The organism is Rhodococcus baikonurensis (assembly GCF_040489275.1).
GTDB classification, from domain to species: Bacteria; Actinomycetota; Actinomycetes; order Mycobacteriales; family Mycobacteriaceae; genus Rhodococcus_F; species Rhodococcus_F baikonurensis.
Genome location: NZ_JBEUOQ010000011.1, coordinates 19,160 through 40,905, shown reverse-complemented (window position 1 = coordinate 40,905; position 21,746 = coordinate 19,160). Strand labels below are relative to the sequence as shown.

General features: G+C 59.5%; 14 protein-coding genes. 2 read left to right on the top strand and 12 right to left on the bottom strand.

Going from position 1 to position 21,746, the window contains the following annotated elements; translation table 11 throughout:
- Positions 1–26 precede the first annotated feature (26 nt).
- Positions 27–887 carry a hypothetical protein gene (locus ABWI03_RS23310; RefSeq protein WP_298772967.1) on the top strand — a complete coding sequence of 287 codons (861 nt, stop codon included), beginning with the start codon at positions 27–29 and terminating at the stop codon, positions 885–887.
- Here ABWI03_RS23310 and ABWI03_RS23305 read toward each other — a convergent pair whose 3' ends face one another.
- Positions 888–1,862, bottom strand: coding sequence for a TauD/TfdA dioxygenase family protein (locus ABWI03_RS23305; RefSeq protein WP_298773160.1), 975 nt, complete (start codon positions 1,860–1,862; stop codon positions 888–890).
- Between the two features lie 111 nt (positions 1,863–1,973).
- Between ABWI03_RS23305 and ABWI03_RS23300 the strand changes: the two genes are divergently transcribed.
- Complete coding sequence (locus tag ABWI03_RS23300) at positions 1,974–2,522, top strand: nuclear transport factor 2 family protein (protein ID WP_298772965.1); 549 nt, start codon at positions 1,974–1,976, stop codon at positions 2,520–2,522.
- On the opposite strand, the gene ABWI03_RS23295 is transcribed toward ABWI03_RS23300, so the two are convergent.
- The 11 genes from ABWI03_RS23295 to ABWI03_RS23245 all read right to left on the bottom strand — a co-directional run bounded on the left by ABWI03_RS23295 (position 2,437) and on the right by ABWI03_RS23245 (position 21,723).
- Positions 2,437–3,969 carry a serine/threonine-protein kinase gene (locus tag ABWI03_RS23295; protein ID WP_353798883.1) on the bottom strand — a complete coding sequence of 511 codons (1,533 nt, stop codon included), beginning with the start codon at positions 3,967–3,969 and terminating at the stop codon, positions 2,437–2,439. The genes ABWI03_RS23300 and ABWI03_RS23295 overlap by 86 nt on opposite strands.
- 27 nt (positions 3,970–3,996) lie before the next feature.
- Positions 3,997–4,602, bottom strand: a complete 606-nt coding sequence (locus ABWI03_RS23290; protein WP_298772962.1) for a hypothetical protein — start codon at positions 4,600–4,602, stop codon at positions 3,997–3,999.
- Complete coding sequence (locus ABWI03_RS23285; RefSeq protein WP_298772960.1) at positions 4,599–6,266, bottom strand: DUF4407 domain-containing protein; 1,668 nt, start codon at positions 6,264–6,266, stop codon at positions 4,599–4,601. The genes ABWI03_RS23290 and ABWI03_RS23285 overlap by 4 nt, the downstream gene beginning before the upstream one ends.
- A 37-nt stretch (positions 6,267–6,303) precedes the next feature.
- A complete protein-coding gene (locus tag ABWI03_RS23280; protein ID WP_298772958.1) occupies positions 6,304–6,765 on the bottom strand; it encodes a hypothetical protein in 462 nt (153 codons plus the stop codon).
- Between the two features lie 149 nt (positions 6,766–6,914).
- Positions 6,915–8,273, bottom strand: coding sequence for a TerD family protein (locus ABWI03_RS23275; RefSeq protein ID WP_298772955.1), 1,359 nt, complete (start codon positions 8,271–8,273; stop codon positions 6,915–6,917).
- A gap of 4 nt (positions 8,274–8,277) precedes the next feature.
- Positions 8,278–9,447: a TRAFAC clade GTPase domain-containing protein gene (locus ABWI03_RS23270; protein WP_081558131.1), complete on the bottom strand. Its 1,170-nt coding sequence runs from the start codon at positions 9,445–9,447 to the stop codon at positions 8,278–8,280.
- Positions 9,444–9,959: a hypothetical protein gene (locus tag ABWI03_RS23265; protein WP_298772950.1), complete on the bottom strand. Its 516-nt coding sequence runs from the start codon at positions 9,957–9,959 to the stop codon at positions 9,444–9,446. The genes ABWI03_RS23270 and ABWI03_RS23265 overlap by 4 nt, the downstream gene beginning before the upstream one ends.
- Before the next feature lie 485 nt (positions 9,960–10,444).
- Positions 10,445–13,423: a GAP1-N2 domain-containing protein gene (locus ABWI03_RS23260; RefSeq protein WP_298772948.1), complete on the bottom strand. Its 2,979-nt coding sequence runs from the start codon at positions 13,421–13,423 to the stop codon at positions 10,445–10,447.
- Complete coding sequence (locus tag ABWI03_RS23255) at positions 13,420–15,402, bottom strand: SaeA-related protein (RefSeq protein WP_298772946.1); 1,983 nt, start codon at positions 15,400–15,402, stop codon at positions 13,420–13,422. The genes ABWI03_RS23260 and ABWI03_RS23255 overlap by 4 nt, the downstream gene beginning before the upstream one ends.
- A gap of 11 nt (positions 15,403–15,413) precedes the next feature.
- Complete coding sequence (locus ABWI03_RS23250) at positions 15,414–18,149, bottom strand: magnesium transporter (RefSeq protein WP_298772944.1); 2,736 nt, start codon at positions 18,147–18,149, stop codon at positions 15,414–15,416.
- A gap of 1 nt (position 18,150) precedes the next feature.
- The gene (locus ABWI03_RS23245) at positions 18,151–21,723 is read right to left on the bottom strand and encodes a tubulin-like doman-containing protein (protein ID WP_298772942.1); all 3,573 of its coding nucleotides are present in this window, start codon (positions 21,721–21,723) and stop codon (positions 18,151–18,153) included.
- Between the last annotated feature and the right edge of the window lie 23 nt (positions 21,724–21,746).

Here is a 21,746-nt window from a genome sequence, read left to right as displayed (position 1 = left end):
TCGGCAGCCCTTGCGAGAATCGTCCGATGATCACGCGGAGCCCCGGTCAACACGTATTCATCGCACTCGGCACGCCCTGGATCGATGCCGTAGTCGCGTTTCTCGAACCCAGAGCACGTGTGGATCCCTGGATCATGCACGGAAAGATGGCCATCGGTGACCTGGTGATCACTGTTCTCGACACCACTCCTCGCACGGTGCTCTGCATCGAGACCGTGGCTGCGCCGTTCGACGGCACGTCGCGGATGGAAGTCGACGAAGAAGTGAGCGCGCTCCGCTCTTTACCCGTCGTTCCCGAACTCGAACAACGATGGTCCATCACTTTTCCCACGGATCCAGGGCCGGTCGACGACGCACTGGCCGACCGGATTCTCACGGCCGTCCAGTCCTACGGTGCGCCCTACATCGGCGACATCGGCGACATCGGCGACATCGACACACTGGATCCGATGTCCACGGCTGCCCACGCCCGAACGTTGATGAACGAGCGCGGAGACTGCACCGGTTGCAGCTCACCGATGCCGTTGCGAAAGTTCAACAGCGGCGATCGCCTTCACTTTCATTCCGCACCACGGATCTTCAGGCGGGCCGAACTTGGGGACGACTACCCAGCAGTCCTGTGCCGCAAATGCACCGGAAGGATGGCCACTTCCGGGCACACCAACTTCATCGACTACATGCGGTCGAAGAATCCACTGTGCCCGCAGTGCGGTGCACACAGAACCGCTCAGTGTGCCCCGGGGATGCCGGTCCATCCGTTCGATCACCTACCGTGGCTCGCCGGAACGGGCTGCGTCGTGGGACCGGACACCCCGGAATGGACGTGCCGAGCGTGCAGTCACTCATGGGGACAGATGTTCCCGCCGGATCACCCGCAGCACGACTGATCAGTTCGCGGCGAAGCCGGGAAGCCGATCGATGTCCGCGATGATCGAATACTCCGCGGCGTCACCCTGGAGGATTCGACTCTGCTCGCCGTGGACGTCGACGGGGACGTCGCCGGCCAATGTCACTCGGTGCACACTGCGTGCCTGAGTTCCGTAGTCGGCGATCCCGTAATGCTGAGTCGCCTGGTTGTCCCAGATCGCCAGGTCGCCGGCCGTCCAGTTCCATCGAACAGTGTTTTCCAACTTGATGATTCGTGCCTGCAGGATCTGGTAAAGAGCGACCGACTCCGACGGCTTGAGCCCAACGAACTCCTTGAAGAAGTGACCGAGCAGGAGGGTCTTCTCCCCCGTCGCCGGATGGATACGCACCACCGGGTGTTCGGTCTCGTAGATCTCACGGGTGAATTCGGCGTAGTAGGCCTGGCGCTGCGCATCTACCGGGTTCGCCTGGTTGGCGACCTCGGCGTAGTCGTAGGCATTGGTGTGAACGGCCCGCAGATTCTCGACGAAGACTTTCAGTGAAGGCGGCAGTTGGTCGTATGCAGCGGTGGTGGACGCCCACGTGGTCGCTCCGCCGTACTCGGGAATGGTCGTCGCTCGCAGAATCGAGGCTTTCGGGATGCGGTCGACGAACGTCACGTCCGTATGCCAACTGTTGGCGGCGCGGTCGAGCACCAACAGCTTGTCGCCCCTGGACTTCACCGTCGGGTGCGGGGTGGTCTGCGTGCCGAGGGTTCCGGCGAATTCGTACTGCGACGTGTCGTCGAGATGCTGCTGCCCTTGGAAGAACACAACCTTGTGCGCTGCCAGCGCATAGTTGATCGCGTAGGCGGTCTCTTCGGACAAGTCCCCGGAGAGATAGACGCCGTCGATACGGGCGCCGATCAGCTCGCCCACTTTGTGGACGGTGATTCCGCCGGCAGCGTAGATCTGCTCCGGGGTCTGGATAACGCGTTCGAGTTCGGTGACGGACATGGCGATCTCCTGTGAGTCGGTCAAGCCTGCGGGCACGGCAGTCGTCATGGCGCTGCCTACTGTGAACACTCAATCATTGACGCTGCGGCCTCGAATACGGTTGAACTCGAGGTGATCTCAAAGTTCTCCGCTCCCTCGTCGGAGAATATTGCCGCTCACTGGGACGAGGCCGTCGTCGTTGTCGTCATGAGCTGTAGCGTGCGACCTGCCGCACCCACGTCTACGGAGGACAGCATGCAACCCGAGGGCCCTGCCGAACAGATTCGTTCAACGCTCGCTCGGATCGCGCATCTTGCCGATACCGGCTCGGTCGAGGCTTACGTGGAGCAGTTCACCCGCGAGGCCGAATGGAACATGCCCGCTAATCCCGATCGCAGTATCCCCGCACAGGTACGACGTGGCCGTGAAGAAATTGCTGCTGGAGTACGCGAGCGTCGGGCGGCCGGGATACAAGGCCCGGGCACATTCACACGCCACGTCACCACGGCGATCGCCGTGGACGTGACCTCGGAAACTACAGCCCGCGTGGATGCGGTGTGGACGTTCTACGTCGACACGACCACAATTCCCAAGCTCAGTGGCGTCGGGAGTTACGCCGACGAGTTCGAACTCGAAGACGGGCGGTGGCGACTGTCGCGACGAGTGATCTCGCGCGGCTGAAGAACACACCGGCCCGCCGCCGAAGAAGCAACAAACCAGCGTTGCCGTAGCGGGCTTCCTTCTCGGCGGTACGCATTGCGTGATCGACGACGGAGGTCAGTCCTTCCCAATCGATCTGGCGCAGTGGAACTTCCACCGAATCGAACTGTGGAAGTTCTGGTAGTCGCGGTAGCTCTGGGAGGGCCACTGCACCAAAACTTCCGTCGAGCCAGTTGAACTCGGGGCCTTGCACAACCTGTTTCGCGAGGAACGTCGAATCGAGCCCCGTCATCGCCGTCGCAATGTCGCCCAATTCCGGAACTTCGACAAATCTAACTGCCGGCGGATCGAAGGCGTACACGATATCGGTCGACTGCTCAGTCGTACCGTGACCATTCGAAGCTACGAGACGAAACTGACCGGATTGCTTCAACGTCAGCCGGTGCCGCGACGCACCAATTCCGAGCGCATGCACTTCACCCCATGGCGATTCGAGACTCAGCCGTCGATGCCCCCTAACGCGCCAAGTGACTTCGATGGACTGATAGCGCAACCCGTGTTCGGGAAGCACCTCGAACATCTCGATCACCGGAGGGGCAGAATGTGAGACAGTTTGGGAATACAGATACGAGTACCATTCGAAAGCCGACGGTCGAGCGTGAGGGTCTGTCCCGAGTCCTCGGTCGAACATACCGATTCCCTCATTGTCGATCCGGGCGCCCAGCGAGAACAAAGGCGCCGGACTCTCTTCGGCCTCACCGAGAATGCGGCGGAACAACGCGGCAAGTTTGAATCGATCAGTGCCAATGTCGTGCACAGTCTGCCCGCGGGCACATTCAGGCGGGCACATGCCCACTGAATGCACCCTCTGTTGCTCTCCAGAGAATCCCGCGACACGCATGAACTCTGTTCCGACCAGCATCACGTCGATGGGTGAATCACTTGTAACCACCTGTAAGGGACCGATGTCGCCGAACACCACCCCGCGAGAATGCACGAAATGAATCGCTCGCGCTATCTGTGCGCAATAGGCCACTCGCAGAATAATGTCGTGTGATTCGACCACAACTGAGGCACCCACAGCCCGTGCATGATCAGGATTGTTCAGCCAGTCCAGTGTCCGGGGAACTGTGACCTCTCCCGAATGCGGAGTGCGTACGCGCTCTTCGAAACGTGGTTTGACGACCGCGGTGAGGTATCCGACGGTGTGACCTTCTGATTCGACCAACGCCAGCGGCCACAGAAATAGCGCATCGAGCGTCGCTCGCTCGGCTTGCGGCAATTTCTGTCGAAAATCGATCAGAGATTGAACATTGGCGACGGCACCACCGTGTGCATTGTCGAATTCGCGGAAAAGACAGCGAAATCCTCGTCCAACCCCTTTCGGGGCCTTAACCTCACTGGACGGATTCCCGTCCGGCGCAACAAAACTACGGAGAACGCTCAGTTCAGCGATATCGACCTTCATACCCTGACTCTCCACAGATCTCTCCAATCACGACACTGCATAACCGACACCCCGCATCTGAGCACTCAGCGAAGCGCTTTCTACCAACGAGCCACACGAAGAATCGTGATGGGAGGGAACACCGCGTATCAACCCTCGAACCAACTGATGAACCAATGTTTGACAGGTACTCATGAACATGAGTGGGGATGTTGACTCGTCCGCCACAGTTCGACGGGTCATGGCATCAAACCGTTCATGCACCGTGAGCAACGCATCCGTCGAGCCGTCCCCGACAACCCAAACCAGCAAAGGTGTCAACGTGTCGATCCCACTATCGCCTGCGCGAGCAAGAATCGAGTCAGCCGGACCGACAACGACTGACAGCACGGTTCTGAAGTCCTTATCTCGGCGCCCTGGCCCTGGATGGCCGTAAACACAGTCCACGAGACTGTCGAAGGACGCACCTCCACCGAAGCGAGAAACGCTGAGCGCAAGCAGGTCCGACAAAATTGGCCGACGGGCGCACTCGTCACTGAACCAGTCAGTCAGTTGTGCAATGTATTCGAAAGTCTGTGACATGCCATCATCCGCAAGGGACCGAACGTCGATGTGGGATCGGATCATCGTCTCGATCTCGAAATCTTCGATCATTGTTGCATCGACTCCGGTGGCTGCAGATGCGCTGCTGGGCCATTAGCCCACGTCGTGTCGGACATCCAGTGCGGCAACGGACCGGCGGACACACCGCCTGGCGCGGGACTTTGCGGGTAGCTTCCGCCCACTCGACTGGCAGTGCCGATGGATGAAGAAGCATGCGGCTTGTCGAGCACTACTGGTCCTGTCGCAGCCAACGGCCACATCGTGGCAGTCTGCTCGGCGGCAGGCTGGGACGTTTCAATCCGAGAATTCCACTGGTCACTTTCGGCGCCGGAGTGGCCATCAGGCCGGACTGGTGGTCCATCCACCAGCTCTCTCTCCCATTCCCTCAGTCGCTCGGCAGATACCCGCTTCGCGTGACGGCTCCACTGCTCGAGAGCGTCGTCGACAACTTCCGTTTGATGCGCGACTACGGTCTCGTTGACTTTCAGAACAGTCTCTTGCTGCTTGTCTATGCGATCTCGTTCAGCCTCGAATTCGGCGTCCCTGCGGAACTCTGCCACTCGCTTGCGGGTATCGATGTCCTCGGTCGCATCACGCTTTTCCTCCTCTTCGAAGGCTTCTACCAATTCGTCGTAGGGCGTGCGGGTTCCCGCATTCGACATCACCTTGAATAAAACCGGAAGAAGTTCGACAAGCATGAAGAGGATAGACACTGCCAAGTGCGCCATGCTCGCCGTTCCGTCGCTACCAGACAGGTCGTTGAGTGCCTTGAGTCGGGCGATAATTCCCTTGTTCGCCTGTTCAAGTGCGTAGGAACCGTTCTGTGCGCTGTCGACCTGAGAACGTAACGTCTCGACACTCTGCTCCGCAGTCGGCAAATCCTTCTCCGCGTCGGCTACGGCCTTCGTACTTTCCTCCAACAGAGTCGTTTTCAGCCGCTCGATGATGCTGGCTTTCTCGACCTCCTTGACCTTCATTTGTTCGAGAGTGTCTTGCCACAATCGCTCGGCGTCTTCGGCGAGTCGTTTCTTCTCAAGACACAACGCCGCACATCCTGGCACCCCGGTACCCGCTGAACCTTCTTCTTCCGCGAGCGCTCGTGTGCGCGCACTGTCGGCATCTGCCTTCTGCTTCGAGGCGGTCGTCCCGAGCTTGTCTATCTCCGCCTGCACCAATCCGACCTCCGGGTTTGCCGCCGGATCGGCGGTAGGCCCCGCATTGATTAGTGCGCGCATTCGAGCCAGTTGCGCCTCCGCGTCCGCGAGGTCGGAACTCAACGTCGAATCCTTGAGATCCGTCCGCAATTCTTCCTGCGAGGCGAGAATATTGCGGTTGAGCTGCGTCTCGATCTCACTCTCGAATACCTTGAGCATCAACGGAGTTGAGATGACGAAACCGATGACGATCGCCAACACGACCCGAGGAATTGCGAGCATCAAACTACGGCCGATTCGCTTCTCGTGCGATAACCCGATCACCAAGAGTCGGTCGAGATTGAGAATCGCAAGTCCCCACACCACACCACCCGCGATGGCCGCCCATCCAGTTGCGATACCGGTGATAGACAACGCGTACGCAGCCGAGATCGCCGCAAAACCCGCGGTCGTCAACAACACCGACCCCATCGCTGTCTGCTTGGCAACCGATCCTGGAAGCTTCGCCAAGACATCGACACGTGAGCCCGCTAGGCGCGCAAGATAATACTTCTTAGTCATACCGATCCATTTCAATGCCTGCGAGTAAATCCTCGGGCTACTTGTTGCGATGACCGAATCTGGCCAGAGCGAGAGGGAAAAGAACGTAGATCATGCTGAGAGAGAACAACATCGGCACCGCGGTAGGCATCTGCCACAATCGCAAATACCCTACAGTCGAGTAGCAGGAACTGGCCGCGGTCGGGCCAGTCCAGGACTGGATGAACTGGCAAGGTGCGTACGACGGCCACGTCGGCGTGGCGCCGTAGACTGCGTGTGGCGTCTGATCACCTCTCCATTCGTCGGTCATCTCTGCCACGACCGATGGAGCAGACATCGCTCCGAGATCGCCACGGAAGAACACTTGCACCACAGGAATGGACAGTGCTCCGGCCAGAACCACAAGGACTGCATAGGTGAGCACCCGACGAGTCGTGCCGCCGCCTGTTCTCGAACCCAGCCTCTGCAGCCCGGATTTGATCCAGCGGTGCAGGTTTCGCACGTAGATGGGTGTGAACAAAGCAAAAATGTATCCAAGAGGACGCCAAACGAGGGATCCGAGTGCGATCACCGACAACACTGGCATCATCGTGACCACCAGGACAGACGCCGAATAAGGGTTGCCCAGGTATCCACCTATCACAGTCAGACGGCGGACGGCAATCTGGATCACCCGTGGTCGTCCACGACGACGCCGTATGATGTGGCCAATTCGGCAAGTCCTCCGTCGAAGCCCTGCCATACCGAACGCACACGCCAGCGGCCGGCTCGGATGTAGAACTCACCGACGATCATCGCTTGCTCAGTGGTAGCGTGCGCGCAGACCGAGTCTGCAATCGGGAACTCGTTGTCCGTCAGAATCATTCGCAAAGGGTTCAAGGAACTGAACGATCCTTGACCAGTGATGACGATTCCCATCGCCACTCGGTGATACCGCGAAGCCAACACGCCGAAATCGAGATCCACACGCTGCATGTCGGGGCGCAGCACCGACAGTTTCACGGCCCCGTTCCCACCTACCGGAGCGTTGTAGAAGACAAAATCCTCGTCACTGCTCACCTTGCGGTTCTCGTCCAGGAGGAACACGACGACGTCGACCTCGAGCGAGTTCACCGCCGGCTGCGTCCACGACACCGAACAACCCCATCGAAGGGCGTCCGGCGGAAGGTCCATGACCTCACCCATCACCAGGCTGCGGAGTTCCGATTGGCTGACAACCAAATCCGTAGCCTCACTCTCGCTCACGCCGCCGGAGGAAGTGACCGCCGTACTCGCCGCTTCCGGCTCAGGAATGGTCGGAGCAACCATTTGGTCGCGCCACATGGCTGCACTTTCGCGGCCGTACACATTTGCCACAGCTCCGACTGCGATGTTGAACAATTCGGACTCGCCACAGAGTGACTTTGGCGAATGCGCGCGTATGACATTCGCCGCACTGGACATGGAATCGTGCATCTCCGGTGTGGATGCCACCGTCATCGCCAATGGCCACAATCGATACACACTTTCGTCTGCGAACTTCTGGTGGATCTTTTCCTGAAGAGCTAGCGCTGCAAGCGCAGTTTCGTGGTCGACGATCAGTGCCTCGGCCAGCAGCGACCACTGGGTGACGGTCACGGACGTCCCGCGTTCAGTCTGGTGGCCGTCGACCGACAACTCCCCGAGACTGCAATTGTCCTCCTCGCCGATCACCACCCCGGTGCTCGCTTCGGCCCATTCAGGGAGCTCTGTGAGCGCGACCGTAACCAGGTGCACTTCTTCGCCCACTGATCCACGGCCCTCCGCGTGCTGCCATCGGAACTGTTCGGCCGAACTCGGAGCGAGAAACATCGACACCGCTCCACGCCACAGCCTGGCTACGGTGTCGTCACGTACACCGAGAACGACAACGGAACCACCGTCCATTGCCGCGCCGACTGCGTCGAGCAGCAGACTTAGTAGGCCTGTTCGCCAAGTACCCGCTTCGAGGAGGAAATCGAGAATCTGGGAGTTCGTAGGTGCACTCGCCCCCGGAACCGATTGAGTCATGAGGTCACTGCCAGTGCCACACGCCGCGGGTTGCGAGCACCCAGCGAACCGGATCGAGACATCTGAAAGGCGTAATTCCGCTGGCATGCAAACGGTCACCGACCGGAGATTCCCCCAATGCAGAGACCGCGAAATATCGATTGGCCAATGGACGACCTGTGTGAGGCTGGTCCACCGACATCACCATTGGCGTTGCGTCCAGCTTCTTGAGCAGACTGCGAACCTCCTGGTTGAGAAGCTGACCGTCGCCGTCGTGGTATGGGGCCGGGCGCAGACTGAAATCACGCGAGAATGCGGCACCCGGATTCGACATGATCCGACTCCACTCGCTGCCTTCTACGTATTGAAGGGCTTGCAGTGCATCAAATTTCGACAAGATAATAGCCAAGTTAGGAGTGCCGAGCCCAACAATTCCGAGGACAGTGCGAAGTACCGTCCTGGGATCTCCTCCGACACGCTCTTGTGAAGGCAAGAGATCGTGGAGTTGGTTGGTCACCGCCTCCACCTTGAGTGGATCGAACATGAAAAGTACGCCGTCGGCATGCGTGAAGAACTGGAGCCATGGGGCCCGCGCATTCTCAGGGTTCTCAAGATCCTCTCCCGCAACGTCACGGATTACCAGGATCTGGGACACGTTGTTCCAATGCCCGAGGCTGAAGATCAACGGGTCACGCTGGTAGGGATTTCCGGTGTGGGCGGCTGGGGTGGCTTCCAGGATTCCACGAGCCTCATACAACGGCGCTTCGTAATGATCTCGATACGTGGCTTCCGTTGTGCTGTCGAATGGTTCGACTACGGCGTTGAAAGATTCTCCCAGCAACTGCAATTGCTTGATCAGTACTGCAATGTAGACCGTCTTGCCCGTCGCTCGCGCACCAGCCATTGCGATACACGTGACTTGTGCATTTCGCCACCCGTCGACGAGGACATAGTGACATGTTGGACATACTTCGCGGGCGGGTCCACCGAGTTCGAGTTCGGCATATTGCGGCGGGGGCGCCCAGCCCGCGTGGGCGTCGGCCGGTCGACGCAGTTTGACGATCTTGCGTGAAAGAACTTGACCACCATGAAATGCCCCGGCAATCGGGTCTGCCTCGGTAGCTGTACCAGACACCAGCGTCCAGGCAAAGTGATCAGGCGTCAGGCTGACGAAGCAGCGCGGGCATTTACTCACGAGAAACCACCCGGGTTCGAATCAGTCATGACTGGTGACAGTAATTGTGTTACAACCCGGGATAATCCACTCGGGTCCGAGGCTAGTGTCGATACGACCCGCGGAGAGATTACAACCATAGAAGCGCCAGAAGGAACCACCTCCGGAACTGCTTCCGTAAGGAGCACCAGGACACGGGTGATCAGGGGATCAGCCTCGGCGATACCGAGATCCGCCGGCACACCGTCGGTAATCGTGTAGACCATGCGCCTCGCGGTTACTGCCTGCGCGGATAGTGCGGAGCGGAATCCAACTCCCAGGGGTACGGAATCCAAAACCTCCTGTACGACCGAACGAAGCTCACGCAGGTCACATTCGGGAACGGTATTCAACCGCACGCCGAGAATCGAAACCATCGGCGTGGTGTCGCCCAGCACGGTGGACACACCTGCCAGAAGATCGACGATCGCCGCCGCACTGAAATCATCGAATCTCGGCAGCATCGACATAGAACTGTCAATGTCAATGCTCACCGAGTACCCATCGCCATCACGAAGTCGATCGGTACGCAGTACTCCACGGGCACTCGATCGCACGACCGCCGCCAACTCACCCAAGGCTACATCGATTTCCGTTCGCCTCGAGACGATTTCAAGCGAGGATGCTCCCACCGAGACAGTTGCCAGATCGGCACGATGCAGACCCGAAACATCCATTGGGCGAAGTTCCGCACGATCGGGGTCCGGGTCGTTCTGACTGTCGACGCTTATCGTCACGCGCAGAATCGTTCCCTGAGGAAACGCGATGAGTCCATTTCCCGGTCTAGCGGACACAGTTGTCACGTCAGCGATACGGGGAAGGATCATCAGTCCCGCCCGCGGATGCACGGCACCGGCCGATCCTCCCGATTGCGCCGTCGCCGAAAGCTCGATACTCACTGCACCTGCGTCGGCAGTGACAGCCAACGGCCGACGTGGGAGATCTACTCTCCCAGCTCCATCAAGCACATATGCAGGCATCAGATCTTGTCCTTTCCGAGACGACCCAGTGGGCCTTGCGAACATTCCGATTCAGATGTGGGCATAACCAAGTGCTCGAACCATTGCCAGACAAAAGGTCGGTACTTTGCGATTTCGGCTTGCGAATCCACATTCGGTCTGCGGCGCACTTCTTCACGAAACATATCTGCGATCGGGGACAACACTTCATCGCCGAAGCCCCGTAGATCCGAGAGCGTTTCCCGCGCCAAGGATTCCAACAATCCGACTCCGTTCTCGCTACCCAACCCCAGACTGGTCAATAGATCGGGACGACGGCGTGCCTGCCCAGGGGCGCCGTCCGTCAGAAACATCACGGTCACCAGGAGCCATTCACGATCGATTATTCCTGACCTGATCAGCTCGGCGATATTCGTTCTTGCGTAGTCGCTCGACCCCAGAATCGAGTGTCTCAAGCCGCTGATCTGGGCGTCACCCACAAATGGAACATGCGGCGCAGCACATCGATCGCGCGCCCAGCGGGAAGCGAAAAGCAACACCACCAACCGATCCAGAACGTCTGTCGACAATTCAGCGATCTCCGCGGCGTTCATCCGGCAGAAGCTCATCAGCGCCGGGCGCATGAGGCCCACCACACGCTCCAACTCCGCGAATCCCGAGGCTGCCCATCGATCAACCAATCGTACCTGCGCCCAGGACAGCGCCGTCGCGTCGCCGTCGACATCACGCAGACCAATCGTCAACGCCAATCGTCCGGCCTCCGCGTCTCGCACCAAATTCGCACAGACGAAACCGATTTCAGGCGGTTGCCGTGATGAGATAATCGTCGACTGTAGGTATCGCGGAGGAACAACATCGGGGAATCGTTGAGCAAGAGTCAACAAATCTTCGTGCGGCAGGTACTCCGGCGAAAACAAACTCGTCGCATCACCGACAAAGTACGCCTGCGCCGCTTCAGCATCGTTCTTCGTTCGGCTCTCCCACAGCACCCGCCACAGCGCCAGAGGCACAAACGGAGACCACTCGCCTAGGTGACAGCGAGGTGAATCTGCGACCGTACGAAGTACCAGGTCCGCCACCAACGCGACTGTCGGCTCCTCAACCGCCGTCGCGTTACCTCGAATACCACCGTCAATTTGCACATCTTCGGTAGGCAGCATCCATACGATCGCTGCACGAGGTACTCGAAAGCCCAGTGGCCGAACAGTAAATGACCCATTCACTCGCTCGTCGACAACGCACCCACGGATCAGCTGTCGTAGCGGAACGCTGATCGCACCAACTGAAGCAGTGAATGTCTGCACTGTCGACTCATCCAGAAGCAAAGGAACGACCGCACGGACAATCAGTGCCCGGACGGGAGCTTCGATCCCTTCGTCGAACAACCCCGCGTTCATGATCAAGTCAGCGAATCGAACGATTTCGATCTCCACCGACTGCGAATTAGCCGACCGCACAGGCATTGCCTCGATATTCAGCCGATCGAGGAAACCATGAGCGACCGATTGCACCGTTCGTAGCAGCTCGGGAGTCGGGCGAGCGTCCAGCCTTCCAAAGATGTTCCGGAAATCGAAGCCTTTCGTCGACCATCCCGGGGTTTCGCGAACGATTCCGAGAAATCGAAACCATCGCGCTTCGGATTGCTCCGGCGTGAGATTCGGCATCGCGAGGATACCAAGATACCCCTCCGAAACGCGTTGTGACTGTTGAATCGCGCCGGATGGCATGACTGACGGAACATCGCCGCTGCTACTGTCGAATGGGTCCTGCCGAGATCCGTGATATTCGGTTCCGGATTGCGCAATCGACAGAGCCACCGGTTGCTCGGATCCGATACGGCGAACTGGTGCCTGAACGCGATCGATCACACGCCTTGCCTCGCTCTGAGCGTCACTGAAGATGTCGTTGCGAATGACGAGCTCGGCCAATGGCCACGCGGTTTCAGCGATGAAAACAGGGCCGGCTTCAGCGATGTCATCCAACTGTGTCAACGCCTCGACTGCGGTATCCGGGTCCAGAAATACCGTCTGCGCCAAGACCGACCATTCCGTCACCTCGACTTCTGCATCACGTTCGGTGCGGTGAGATTCGTGGTTGGCCCCCTCCGAACTGTCCAACTCGCCCAACGAGGGTGTCTCGAGCTCACTCAGTACGACAACACTTCCTGGGAGCTCGAGCTCCGCAAGATCTTCAATCGGCACACACACCAGATGCACGTTCAATGCTTCGAGGTCTTCCCGACTTGGGTGACGTTCGTAGGTCGAGAAGTAGAATCGCGCAGCAGCTGACGACGCCATCAAGGCACTCACCGCGCCAACCCACAAAGCGCCACGCTCCGGATCCTCGACGCCGAGAATGACAGTGCCCCGCTTGGCGATCGCGTCCTGAACGGCATCGAGCAACACAGAGAGCACGCCGATCCGCCACACACCCGGATCAAGCACGAAGTTCACGATCCTCGACAGTTCGAGGACCTCCCCCTCCGGAAATGGCTCTGTCTCGACGAGTTCGGATCCGGCCACGAGCTCTGCTCCGAACGGTGTCAACCAACCCGACGAGCGCCACAGCGAAATCGGCCTGCGAAGCGGTGGAAGCAGTGGGGCTCGATCGACGAGCACGTGCACAAAGACGTTGCCTGGTCGACCCGATGCGTCGGAACCCGCCTGCACAGAGTGCCAATATGCGACGCTGTCGCCGATCAGTGGGCCGTAGTGCAAACGCCGTGGCCGACCTTCGATTTCTTCTTGCGTCGGAAACGTCGGTAGCGCAACCACAGTCTCGAACCGGGTGTTGATTCCGACGCGCACCGCATCTTGCTCGAACTCGTCGAGCCCGCCTGCAACAGCCTTGACCTGCCAGCCGCCGAGTACCTGACCCCGTCCAGCCGTCGGTCGATCGAACGACGTGTATGTCAACTGACCGCAACGAGGAACTGCTCGCTGATCGCCCGCCAGGACCCCGGTCGTGAAGTCGGTTTCCGAGAAGCCGCCAGTGGTCATCCTGTTTGCCCGCCCGCTATCTCGCGTCCGTCAACCCAGAGCTTCTCGACAGCTGGGTCGATCAGTGCAAAAGTGCTTCGATGGGTCGGCAGGAGATCGGCAAAGAGGCGGACGTAACCGTAGAGTCCTCGAACGTCGGCACTCCACGTCACTCCCCGGTCCGCTCGATTTAGCTGCACCGGCTGGAACTGCTTCCCACGTCCACGGCCGTCCGTACCCGCTGCCCACACATCAACCGCGGTCCCGTCCATCGAACTCAGCGGCAGTCGATTTGCGTTGTAGACCAGGATGAATGGTGGGGAACCATGCGTGTCGCGCTCCGGAGCCAATGCAATGTCAAGCACCAAACCTGCGCTACGCGCGATGACGTCGTATTGCACGCGAAGGAGTCCTGGATAGTCGACTACGCTCGGGGCACCCAGCACCTTGTTCCCCGCCGTGTACGACACGGGCACTACGTGCACCGAACAACCGTTGGCGGGCAATTGAGATGGGAAGTGCAGACCCCCGTCCCGCTCGTATCTGCTCCGTGAGATTTCATGGCCGGCCGGCTGCGCCAGTGCACTTGCCGAATCCATGCCGCGACTGCTGACGTGAACCTCGATGGCTGCTGCGCCCTCCGGCCACGCAAAGGTCAGCAGTTGCTCGGCACAGCGTTCTACGAGCCGCAAATGCCGGACGGCGCCCAACGGTCTTGTGGCAGTTACTGTCTTACCAACCTGAACCGCGTTGTCGAGCGTCGTGACTGGTGTGAAGTAAGCGCGCGTCCATCCACGCGGCCACGACACCTCGGCCATCACGCAGTTTCCGGTTTGTGCACCCTTGATCGGATGAATCAGGCGAGCATCAGTCGGCAACCCGCCGGACGCCTCCAACGCCCCCTCCGCCAAAACCGATTCCTCGACACCCGGCTTCGGGCCTGTTTCGGTTCGGTAGATGACTACCTTGCCAACCGGAGGGCTGCTCCATTGCAGATCGAAGCGTGGTTCGTCGGCGTCGCCGTAAGTATCGACCGAAAGATCAAGTACCGGCGACAGAATCACCGAGACCTGCACAACCTCCTCAACTGGCGGAGACAGCTCGGTACCGCTCCCGACCGGGACTTCACAGATCGCCCGATACAGGTAGCGCTGACCACGCTCGGCGGTAGAGTCCACGAACCCGCCAAGATTATCGTCGTCGGGGTGAAGTCGAACCTGACCGGCAGACCCGAGGGCGCCCGAAAGCGAAGTCCTCATCACGCGAACGACTTTCACGCCCGGCCAAGTGTCCCAGCGACCGATGATGGTACCTTCGTCCTCTGAGATCGCCAAATCCACTACTGGACTGATGATCTGAGCGGTGCCCAACAATATCGGCTGCTCAGATGCGGCATCGGCGACAGTTCGCCCGACATGACACCAGACCTGAACAAAGCGCAGCGCAGAACTCGGTGGCCGCAAATCAGTCAGCGAAGTTTCCATGGTCGATCCGAGCAGTTCACCAACTTCTGGCTTGTAAGCGGCGTGCTCCTCACTGGAGACGACGCGATAGACGACTACTTGACCTCCAGCGACCTGAAACGGTTCCCACGCGATGCGGTACCCACCCTGGGACCTTTTCGCCTGTAACTTGGCATCGTTGGACCCGTCGGTCGAATAGTCGAATTCGCAAAAATCGTCGGACGTCAGATCCAACATGTTGCCAATGGTCGGCGACGCCGGCGCCGAAACTACCTCGGCAGATTGCGAAGCCTGCGCCGGGTTCGCTGCGTCGCGGTCCGACCCGCTCTCTTCAACCCCCGCGATTACGTTCGCGATGTGGCCGGCCATCGGTTTGGCCGTGCGTGGGAGCATCGATTCGATCTCCGAGGTGGTTCGCCTGTTGGAGCGCGCAATCTGAGTGAGGTGCGCATCCTTGATCACCCCGATCTGAAGTTGATCTTCGGCAATTGCACCTGTCCTCCACTGGAGGAGCGCTTCAAGCACCTGACCGCTCATCGCTCGACTCCTCAGAAGTTCATGCCGTCAATTGACGGCGCACGGAAGGGATCGGACACAGGTGATTCCATGGACGAACGTCCGAATCCGTCGAGGGCTTCAGAATCAGGAGACACGGGAATCTCGTACGAATAGTCATCGTCGACAGCTGTGGACGGCTTACCGAATTCGAGTTCTTCACGCGACAGACCCTCACTGAACTGAGTGGTCACCGCGATCAATCCCAGTCCGAGGCGCACCTGATTCGCCCGTCCCCCACATACCGCCGCGCGTCCACTTGTCGAGGCGAGATCCGTGAGCATCGTCCGATCGAAGTATCCGCCTTCGGCGAGTTCACCCGAAACTCCAACACCGGCCATGAAACCATCGATCGACTTCATCGTCGACTGCCCCTCGTCATGCACCTCGATCGACGACACCAGGTCGCGAATCAAAGACGCTTTGGGTCCGGCGAGCTCTTCCAATGCTCGTTCCCAGACAACATCCGCGCCGTCCAGCACAATGTCACCGGCAGCCAACTTGTCAGACCACACGTCAAGAGCTGAACCAGAACCGGTGCCCTGCTTGGTGTAAAGCAGTTCCGGATTCTGTCGAATATCCAGACCCAGCGCACCCACATGATCGCCGGCAGAGCGAGTCAATCCGTCCCAGGGGGACGTCATCCAGCCAACTGTGAATAATTCACTTCGTAGCCGTTCTGCGACCTCGACAATTCGAGCCGGCGCCGGTCGCGCTGATCCGATCCCTGCAGAACGTGGCAGCCCCCAATCGATTTGACGCGTCGAGCCCGACCTTGCCGGCGCCCGTCCGAGAGGCTCGGACAAAAAGGAGCCGAGTGCTGCACTCCAAGAGACGTGCTGGCGATAGGCAGCGGAAAGTCGATCCAAGTCACGCAGTGCTGTGCGAAGGTTCGCCTGATCCGCTTCCAATTCACCCGCACCTCTTCGGTGTCTGTTGATCATCTGGAAGAGTTCTTGCTGGCTTCTGTTGAACAGAATGAACAAGCTGGAAAACCAAACGAGCAACGTCACCAAGACGATCAGCACCAAATGCCACCAAACCAACGCTTCACGGTAAGTCGCGTACCCGGCAGTGCCGAGAATGAGCACGGTGACGAAGGTGATGACCTGTGCCCATCGAGCGAGACTACGCTGACGCATCCTTATGCCCTCGGACTGGTCCTCGAATCCGGTGTGCGCGCGCAACCTCGAAAGTAAGCCACTGACTTCTGTACGTGCCGCGTGTATACCGCCTGCCAGAATCTGGCCGAATGCGAATCCGTACGAACGTCGAATGGTCTGCCCCCAGGTATCCACTGCGCTGGCTGTTCGACGAGCTTCCAAGCCCAGAACTTGATCTTGCTCGAGTTCACGCAACTGCGAACGGAATTCGGAGATAGCCAGCACGTCGTGAGCATCCAAGCTCGAGACGCCGGTACTGGCCGCGATGATTCCCGGGACATCGGTGAATCGTTGATCCCTGCCCGGAACGATATCGCCGGCAGTGCGAATGACGGCGCGATTCGCACCGACTTGAATGGGTGTCAACCCCTGTGACCGCTCCCCCGCATCGGCCAAAGTCAACGCGCCAGCGCAATAGTCGTTCCACAGCCTCGAGAGATCTGTGGCTGCGGAGTGGTGACGACTCTCGGTTCCTGGATCCAATGCAGTCATCATCTGATGGGATGCTTCACTGAAATCGCTCCACTTCACCGAACGCCCATCGGGACCCACACCGTTGACGACAATCGTGTACGCCGAAGAATCGGAACCGAATACCGCTGAGTTGACCGTTGATGCGACAGCTCCCGAAATGCCCTTCGACACTCGGTTGTAGAAAGCCATCGGAGCATTGCGCAGAGCAGAACCCATAAAGCTGAAGAACATCACCAATGCTCGCCACAACCCGATCGCCTGCGACCCAACGTCTGCTGGTTTCGGCACACGAACCCCGACGAGCGTGCCTCGATGCTTTGCCCACAGGTTCTGAGCCATCGTCCCGGTAGCCAACGGAACGTCCTCGACATAGACCACGCTGCCGCCCGCGTCCAAAGGCAGCGGCAGTGGCCCACCTATATCGAGTACACGCTCCCGCAGATCGTGCTCGGCACCTGACGTCTCCAACCTCCGGTAGAACGAACGCACCAACCGAATCGCATCGCCCGGAACGATATGGATGTCGTCAAACGGGGCATGTTCAACGTGTGCCCACAAACCGGCTATTCCGGCGACAACCGGAGCCGCGCTTCGTCCGATCACGATCGGGTCTGTAGTCGGGGAAAGGGATACGTGACCCATCCCTGGACCATTCGAATCCTCGGGAGCAATCAACAGGTTGTGCCAACCCGCGAGTGCCGGAGCCGCCGAGTCCGGCACCTGTAAACCACCGCGAGTAAGTATCATCCTGATTCGAACCAGCTGTGCGCTACCCGAGTTGGACACCAGCATGTCTGCCACTGCACGTTCGGACTCGACTCGAACCGTCTGAGCACCCTCGATGAAGGGCACCAGGACACAGAGCCTGACCCGCGCAACCCTCCTCGACGCCAATATGTCCTGTAATGCGACCTTGGCTGTCTCACCGCCGTCGACTGAGAGGGCATGCACGCCCGAGACACCGGACAACCCTTCATCTTCGTCGATCCACAAGAAGGGGTCGAGCAGCCCCGCTGCCGACAGGTCCGTGAGGACGTCACGTACGCCGTCGGACGGCCCGTTGGACGCGAGAAAAACCGTCAACACACTCATGTCAGAACTGTCCTAAGTCGGGAATCACGATGTCGTTGTCTCCGTAACCGGCCGAAGGCATTGCGGGAATGCCGGTTTGAACCGGCCGGAGCGCTGCCTCTTCGCATTCCTTGACCATCGACGACAACTCGGCCGTGGCCCAGAAGACGTCTGGTGCGAGGTCTCGAAAAATCGGGGTCTTGGCAGCTTGACCCCTAGATGTAATCAGGGAAAAGGTGCCACCCCCGGCCGCTCCGCCTTCTCCCGGAGCCATGTAGTGATGGCCGGCAAATGCGTTCAGGCGATCGAGCCACTCGATAGTCTTCGCGCTGCGTTCCTCAATCGTGGAAGCGTGGCCGGACTCAGGTACCGCTGATGGCCACCCTGTTTGTGTGTCGCCTGTGCGCAGCCAGTCCGTCATCGCGGCCTTTGCTGAGATTTCGTTGATCCCGCGCGCCGGATCCTCCAGCGTCGCATCATAAATCGATCTCAGCGCCCGATACGGATACAGCGAGGACATCACCGGCTGCTGATGCGACTGAGCCATCGCCAGCAGCACCGACTCGAGGACGGCCGGCAACCAGTCGTTGTTAGCGCCGAAACGAGATGGAGGTGTAAGCAACGGATTGGGGAAGTCCAGCCATGCACTGTCGGACGCTGACCACACGCGGACAGGTTCAATAAAAGGCGGCGCTGGAATTCGGATCCGACCGAGCACCAAGCCGAGGAACCAGCCTGCCGTCATCGCACGACGCTCGTTCTCGTGCATCGGCAACGAGGCTGCCAATGGCCTGGACCGGCGCATAGACCAGAACGCCTCCTGCTGCGAGGGCGTCGAGTCAGCCCATTGTTTCGCGGCCGGCTTGAGTACCGAGTCGTAAGCAAGCGGTGAGTAGTTCGGGTACGAACCAAAAATGTCGAGCCTTTTGAGCCCGCCCTCGTCAGTCAGAACACGACCGAAGCCGTCCGCGGTCTCACGGTCGATCTTCGGATTATGACTGATCACCTGCTCCAGCAAGTCCGAGACGGGCAAGTTGAGGAACGGCACAGCGGAGAACTTGTATCGGTAGGCGATCTGCTGACCCGGATGGAGCGCTTCCATTGCCTGCTGGTTGACGCTGGCCAAAGGACGAGCCAGTGAAAGCGCTTCACCGAACTTCGAAATCAGAAGCGAAGTTCGTTGCGACAGTTCGTATTCTGGCACGCCGGCCGTCACGATATAGTCCCGCAATGTGACTTTGCAGAACCGGTCGAAAGATTCGCCTGTCCGTGAAACATATGACCTGGCACGTCCTAGCAACTCACCGCTACGCAAGTGAATGTCGTAGCGAGCAGCCGAGGGAATGAGCGCTTCGTTGGTTGACGGATTGACTGGAAACGCTTTGGATCGCCAGGTCGCGGTCCGTTCGATCAACGGCACGACCTGGCCCGGCGCTCGCGAGCCGTCAGTCGTGGGCCAGAGTCCCGTGACGACGCGCCTCGCTGCGATCTGGACGGCAGATTCGAATGGAGGTGGCACGGCTGAGTCGTCCGCAACCGCCATCGGAAGGTCACTTCGGTACTGCGACAGGAACTCCGATGACGGCGTCAGCATGACCTCGTTGTTGGCCTCGGCAAATCGCTGCGGAACACGTTCCGCGGCATCGGACGGCCACGCTGCGTACTGATCTGTCTCCAATCGTGCCAGCCCGACATCGATAGCCGGCGACTTACTCGCGATTCGCAACACGGTCTGAGACTCGTTGAGCGCAGTCAACAGCGGCGTCATGATCTCGGGGACCAGCGCTGCCGCAACGTCGCGGACCTTGCCTGAGAGGGTCGAATATATCTGCCGATTGACATTCTGTTGATATTCGACGACCACAGAATCGATGACTGCTCGGCTCATCGGGATCGTACCGTTGAGGCTTGCGAGGGTTCCCGTTACGCCGGGCGTCGGAGCTGCGATGTCTGCAGGTGACAACTTCGACAGATCTTCGGCGGCTGGACGGATAACGTCGCGCAGATAGACCGCAATACGATTGACAATGGCTGTGGCGTATGGCAATCCGAGAGTGGCCACGGCTTCGGCGACCGTAGACTCAATGTTGTGGACGATACGATCTTGCCACCCGAAAGCGTACAGAAGTGCGGCGTTGTCAGACGCTGTCCGCAAGGCCGTAGAACGCCCACGAACAGCATGGTGGACATCGGGAACCCACTGCTTGGCGTTCATGCCGTCCCCGGACGGAATGAACGGGCGAAGTTGCGTTTCGACGATCTGGCGAGACATCCGACCAACCTCATCCCAAGGCAACACAGTCCCGGTAATCCATCCACCGACATTCGCAGGTGAAGCACCACCTCCTGCATTCCGATCGGACAGTCCGACACGTGCCAGGATCGACGGCCACTGACTGTCGAGGATGGAGTTGACCTGCTCTTCATCGGACGCCGGGTTACCCCGCTGAAGGTGACCGTCCAGCAGTCGATCGACACTACTGCGAGCGAGCCGCTGGGCGGCGTACTCGGCATACCGGTCGCGGCCCATACTCAAACTCGAGAACCCGAAAGTGCCCCACGGCAGGCTGTCCCATGCCCCGGCGCCCCATCCGATGTGCTCGCGCAACCCCGCCAACCCACCACCGTTGGTCAAGTCGTACTGGATAAACTGCCGAGTAGCGGCACCACTCATCATCAGACCCGAGAGACCTCGCCCCAGACCGCGATAGATCGCGTTCTGCGAACCGTCACCGAACGGTGCGCCTTCGGTTCCGACTCGGCGGCCGACTGGGAAAACCCGAGCGAAGGGCACTTCGGCTCCGTCACCGTTCTGCTGGCCCAAAGCTTTCAGGATCGCAACGTCGTGCTCACGCGCGGAACCCATTTGGCTCGCGACGATTTCCCCGAGCATTGCGAGGGCGTTGGCGCTCACCCCGGTAGTGGCGCTTTTGCCCAACCCGTCGAAAATGTCGGGGGCAACCATGAACACACCCATCATCCGAGGATCCAGACGGGGTACGAGGGTGAGAAGTCGGCAGACGTCCAAAGCCATCGACGCTCCCGCACCGCCGGCCATTGAAGAGACCACAAGTACGATCGGGGACTCGCCCGGGTCGAACGAACCACCACCAGGGACATCGAGCGCGCGCATTTCGGTCTCGGTCGCCACCGTGAACAGTGTGTCCCACGCTCGCTGCAACACTTCGCTGATCCCGGTTGTCTTACTCAACGTGATCATGCGGCCGAGAGCCCGGAACTGACCTGCGCCAGAACCGATCGGCACTGGCACATTCCGCGGATCGCGAGGCGCCCACGTGGCGATCGAGCTCAACTGTTGACGCGCGACCAGCTGGTTCGAGAGTGCGTTGTCCAGGACCGCATATGAATCTCCTTGCGGCCCGCTTCCGAAATATGTGCCGCCCTGATCGCGCACGTTGTTGAGACCGTCGGGCCCAGTCTCTGGAGCAGTCGGCACATCGAGGCTCACGAATTGCCAGCCGGCAGGGATCTTTTCGATACCAGCGGCGGCGAGATCAGAGCGCAGCTGATCCATCATGTAGGACAGCGTGACTGCTCCCGAACCACCGCAACCTACTACCAGGAAACGCCTCATACCGATCCTCTCGAAATGATGAT

Excerpts from the sequence above, each read along its gene's own strand:
- ABWI03_RS23310 (WP_298772967.1), top strand. The coding sequence starts at position 27 with ATGATCACGCGGAGCCCCGGTCAACACGTATTCATCGCACTCGGCACG.
- ABWI03_RS23305 (WP_298773160.1), bottom strand. The coding sequence starts at position 1,862 with ATGTCCGTCACCGAACTCGAACGCGTTATCCAGACCCCGGAGCAGATC.
- ABWI03_RS23295 (WP_353798883.1), bottom strand. The coding sequence starts at position 3,969 with ATGAAGGTCGATATCGCTGAACTGAGCGTTCTCCGTAGTTTTGTTGCG.
- ABWI03_RS23290 (WP_298772962.1), bottom strand. The coding sequence starts at position 4,602 with ATGATCGAAGATTTCGAGATCGAGACGATGATCCGATCCCACATCGAC.
- ABWI03_RS23285 (WP_298772960.1), bottom strand. The coding sequence starts at position 6,266 with ATGACTAAGAAGTATTATCTTGCGCGCCTAGCGGGCTCACGTGTCGAT.
- ABWI03_RS23275 (WP_298772955.1), bottom strand. The coding sequence starts at position 8,273 with ATGACTCAATCGGTTCCGGGGGCGAGTGCACCTACGAACTCCCAGATT.
- ABWI03_RS23260 (WP_298772948.1), bottom strand. The coding sequence starts at position 13,423 with ATGACCACTGGCGGCTTCTCGGAAACCGACTTCACGACCGGGGTCCTG.
- ABWI03_RS23255 (WP_298772946.1), bottom strand. The coding sequence starts at position 15,402 with ATGAGCGGTCAGGTGCTTGAAGCGCTCCTCCAGTGGAGGACAGGTGCA.
- ABWI03_RS23250 (WP_298772944.1), bottom strand. The coding sequence starts at position 18,149 with ATGAGTGTGTTGACGGTTTTTCTCGCGTCCAACGGGCCGTCCGACGGC.
- ABWI03_RS23245 (WP_298772942.1), bottom strand. The coding sequence starts at position 21,723 with ATGAGGCGTTTCCTGGTAGTAGGTTGCGGTGGTTCGGGAGCAGTCACG.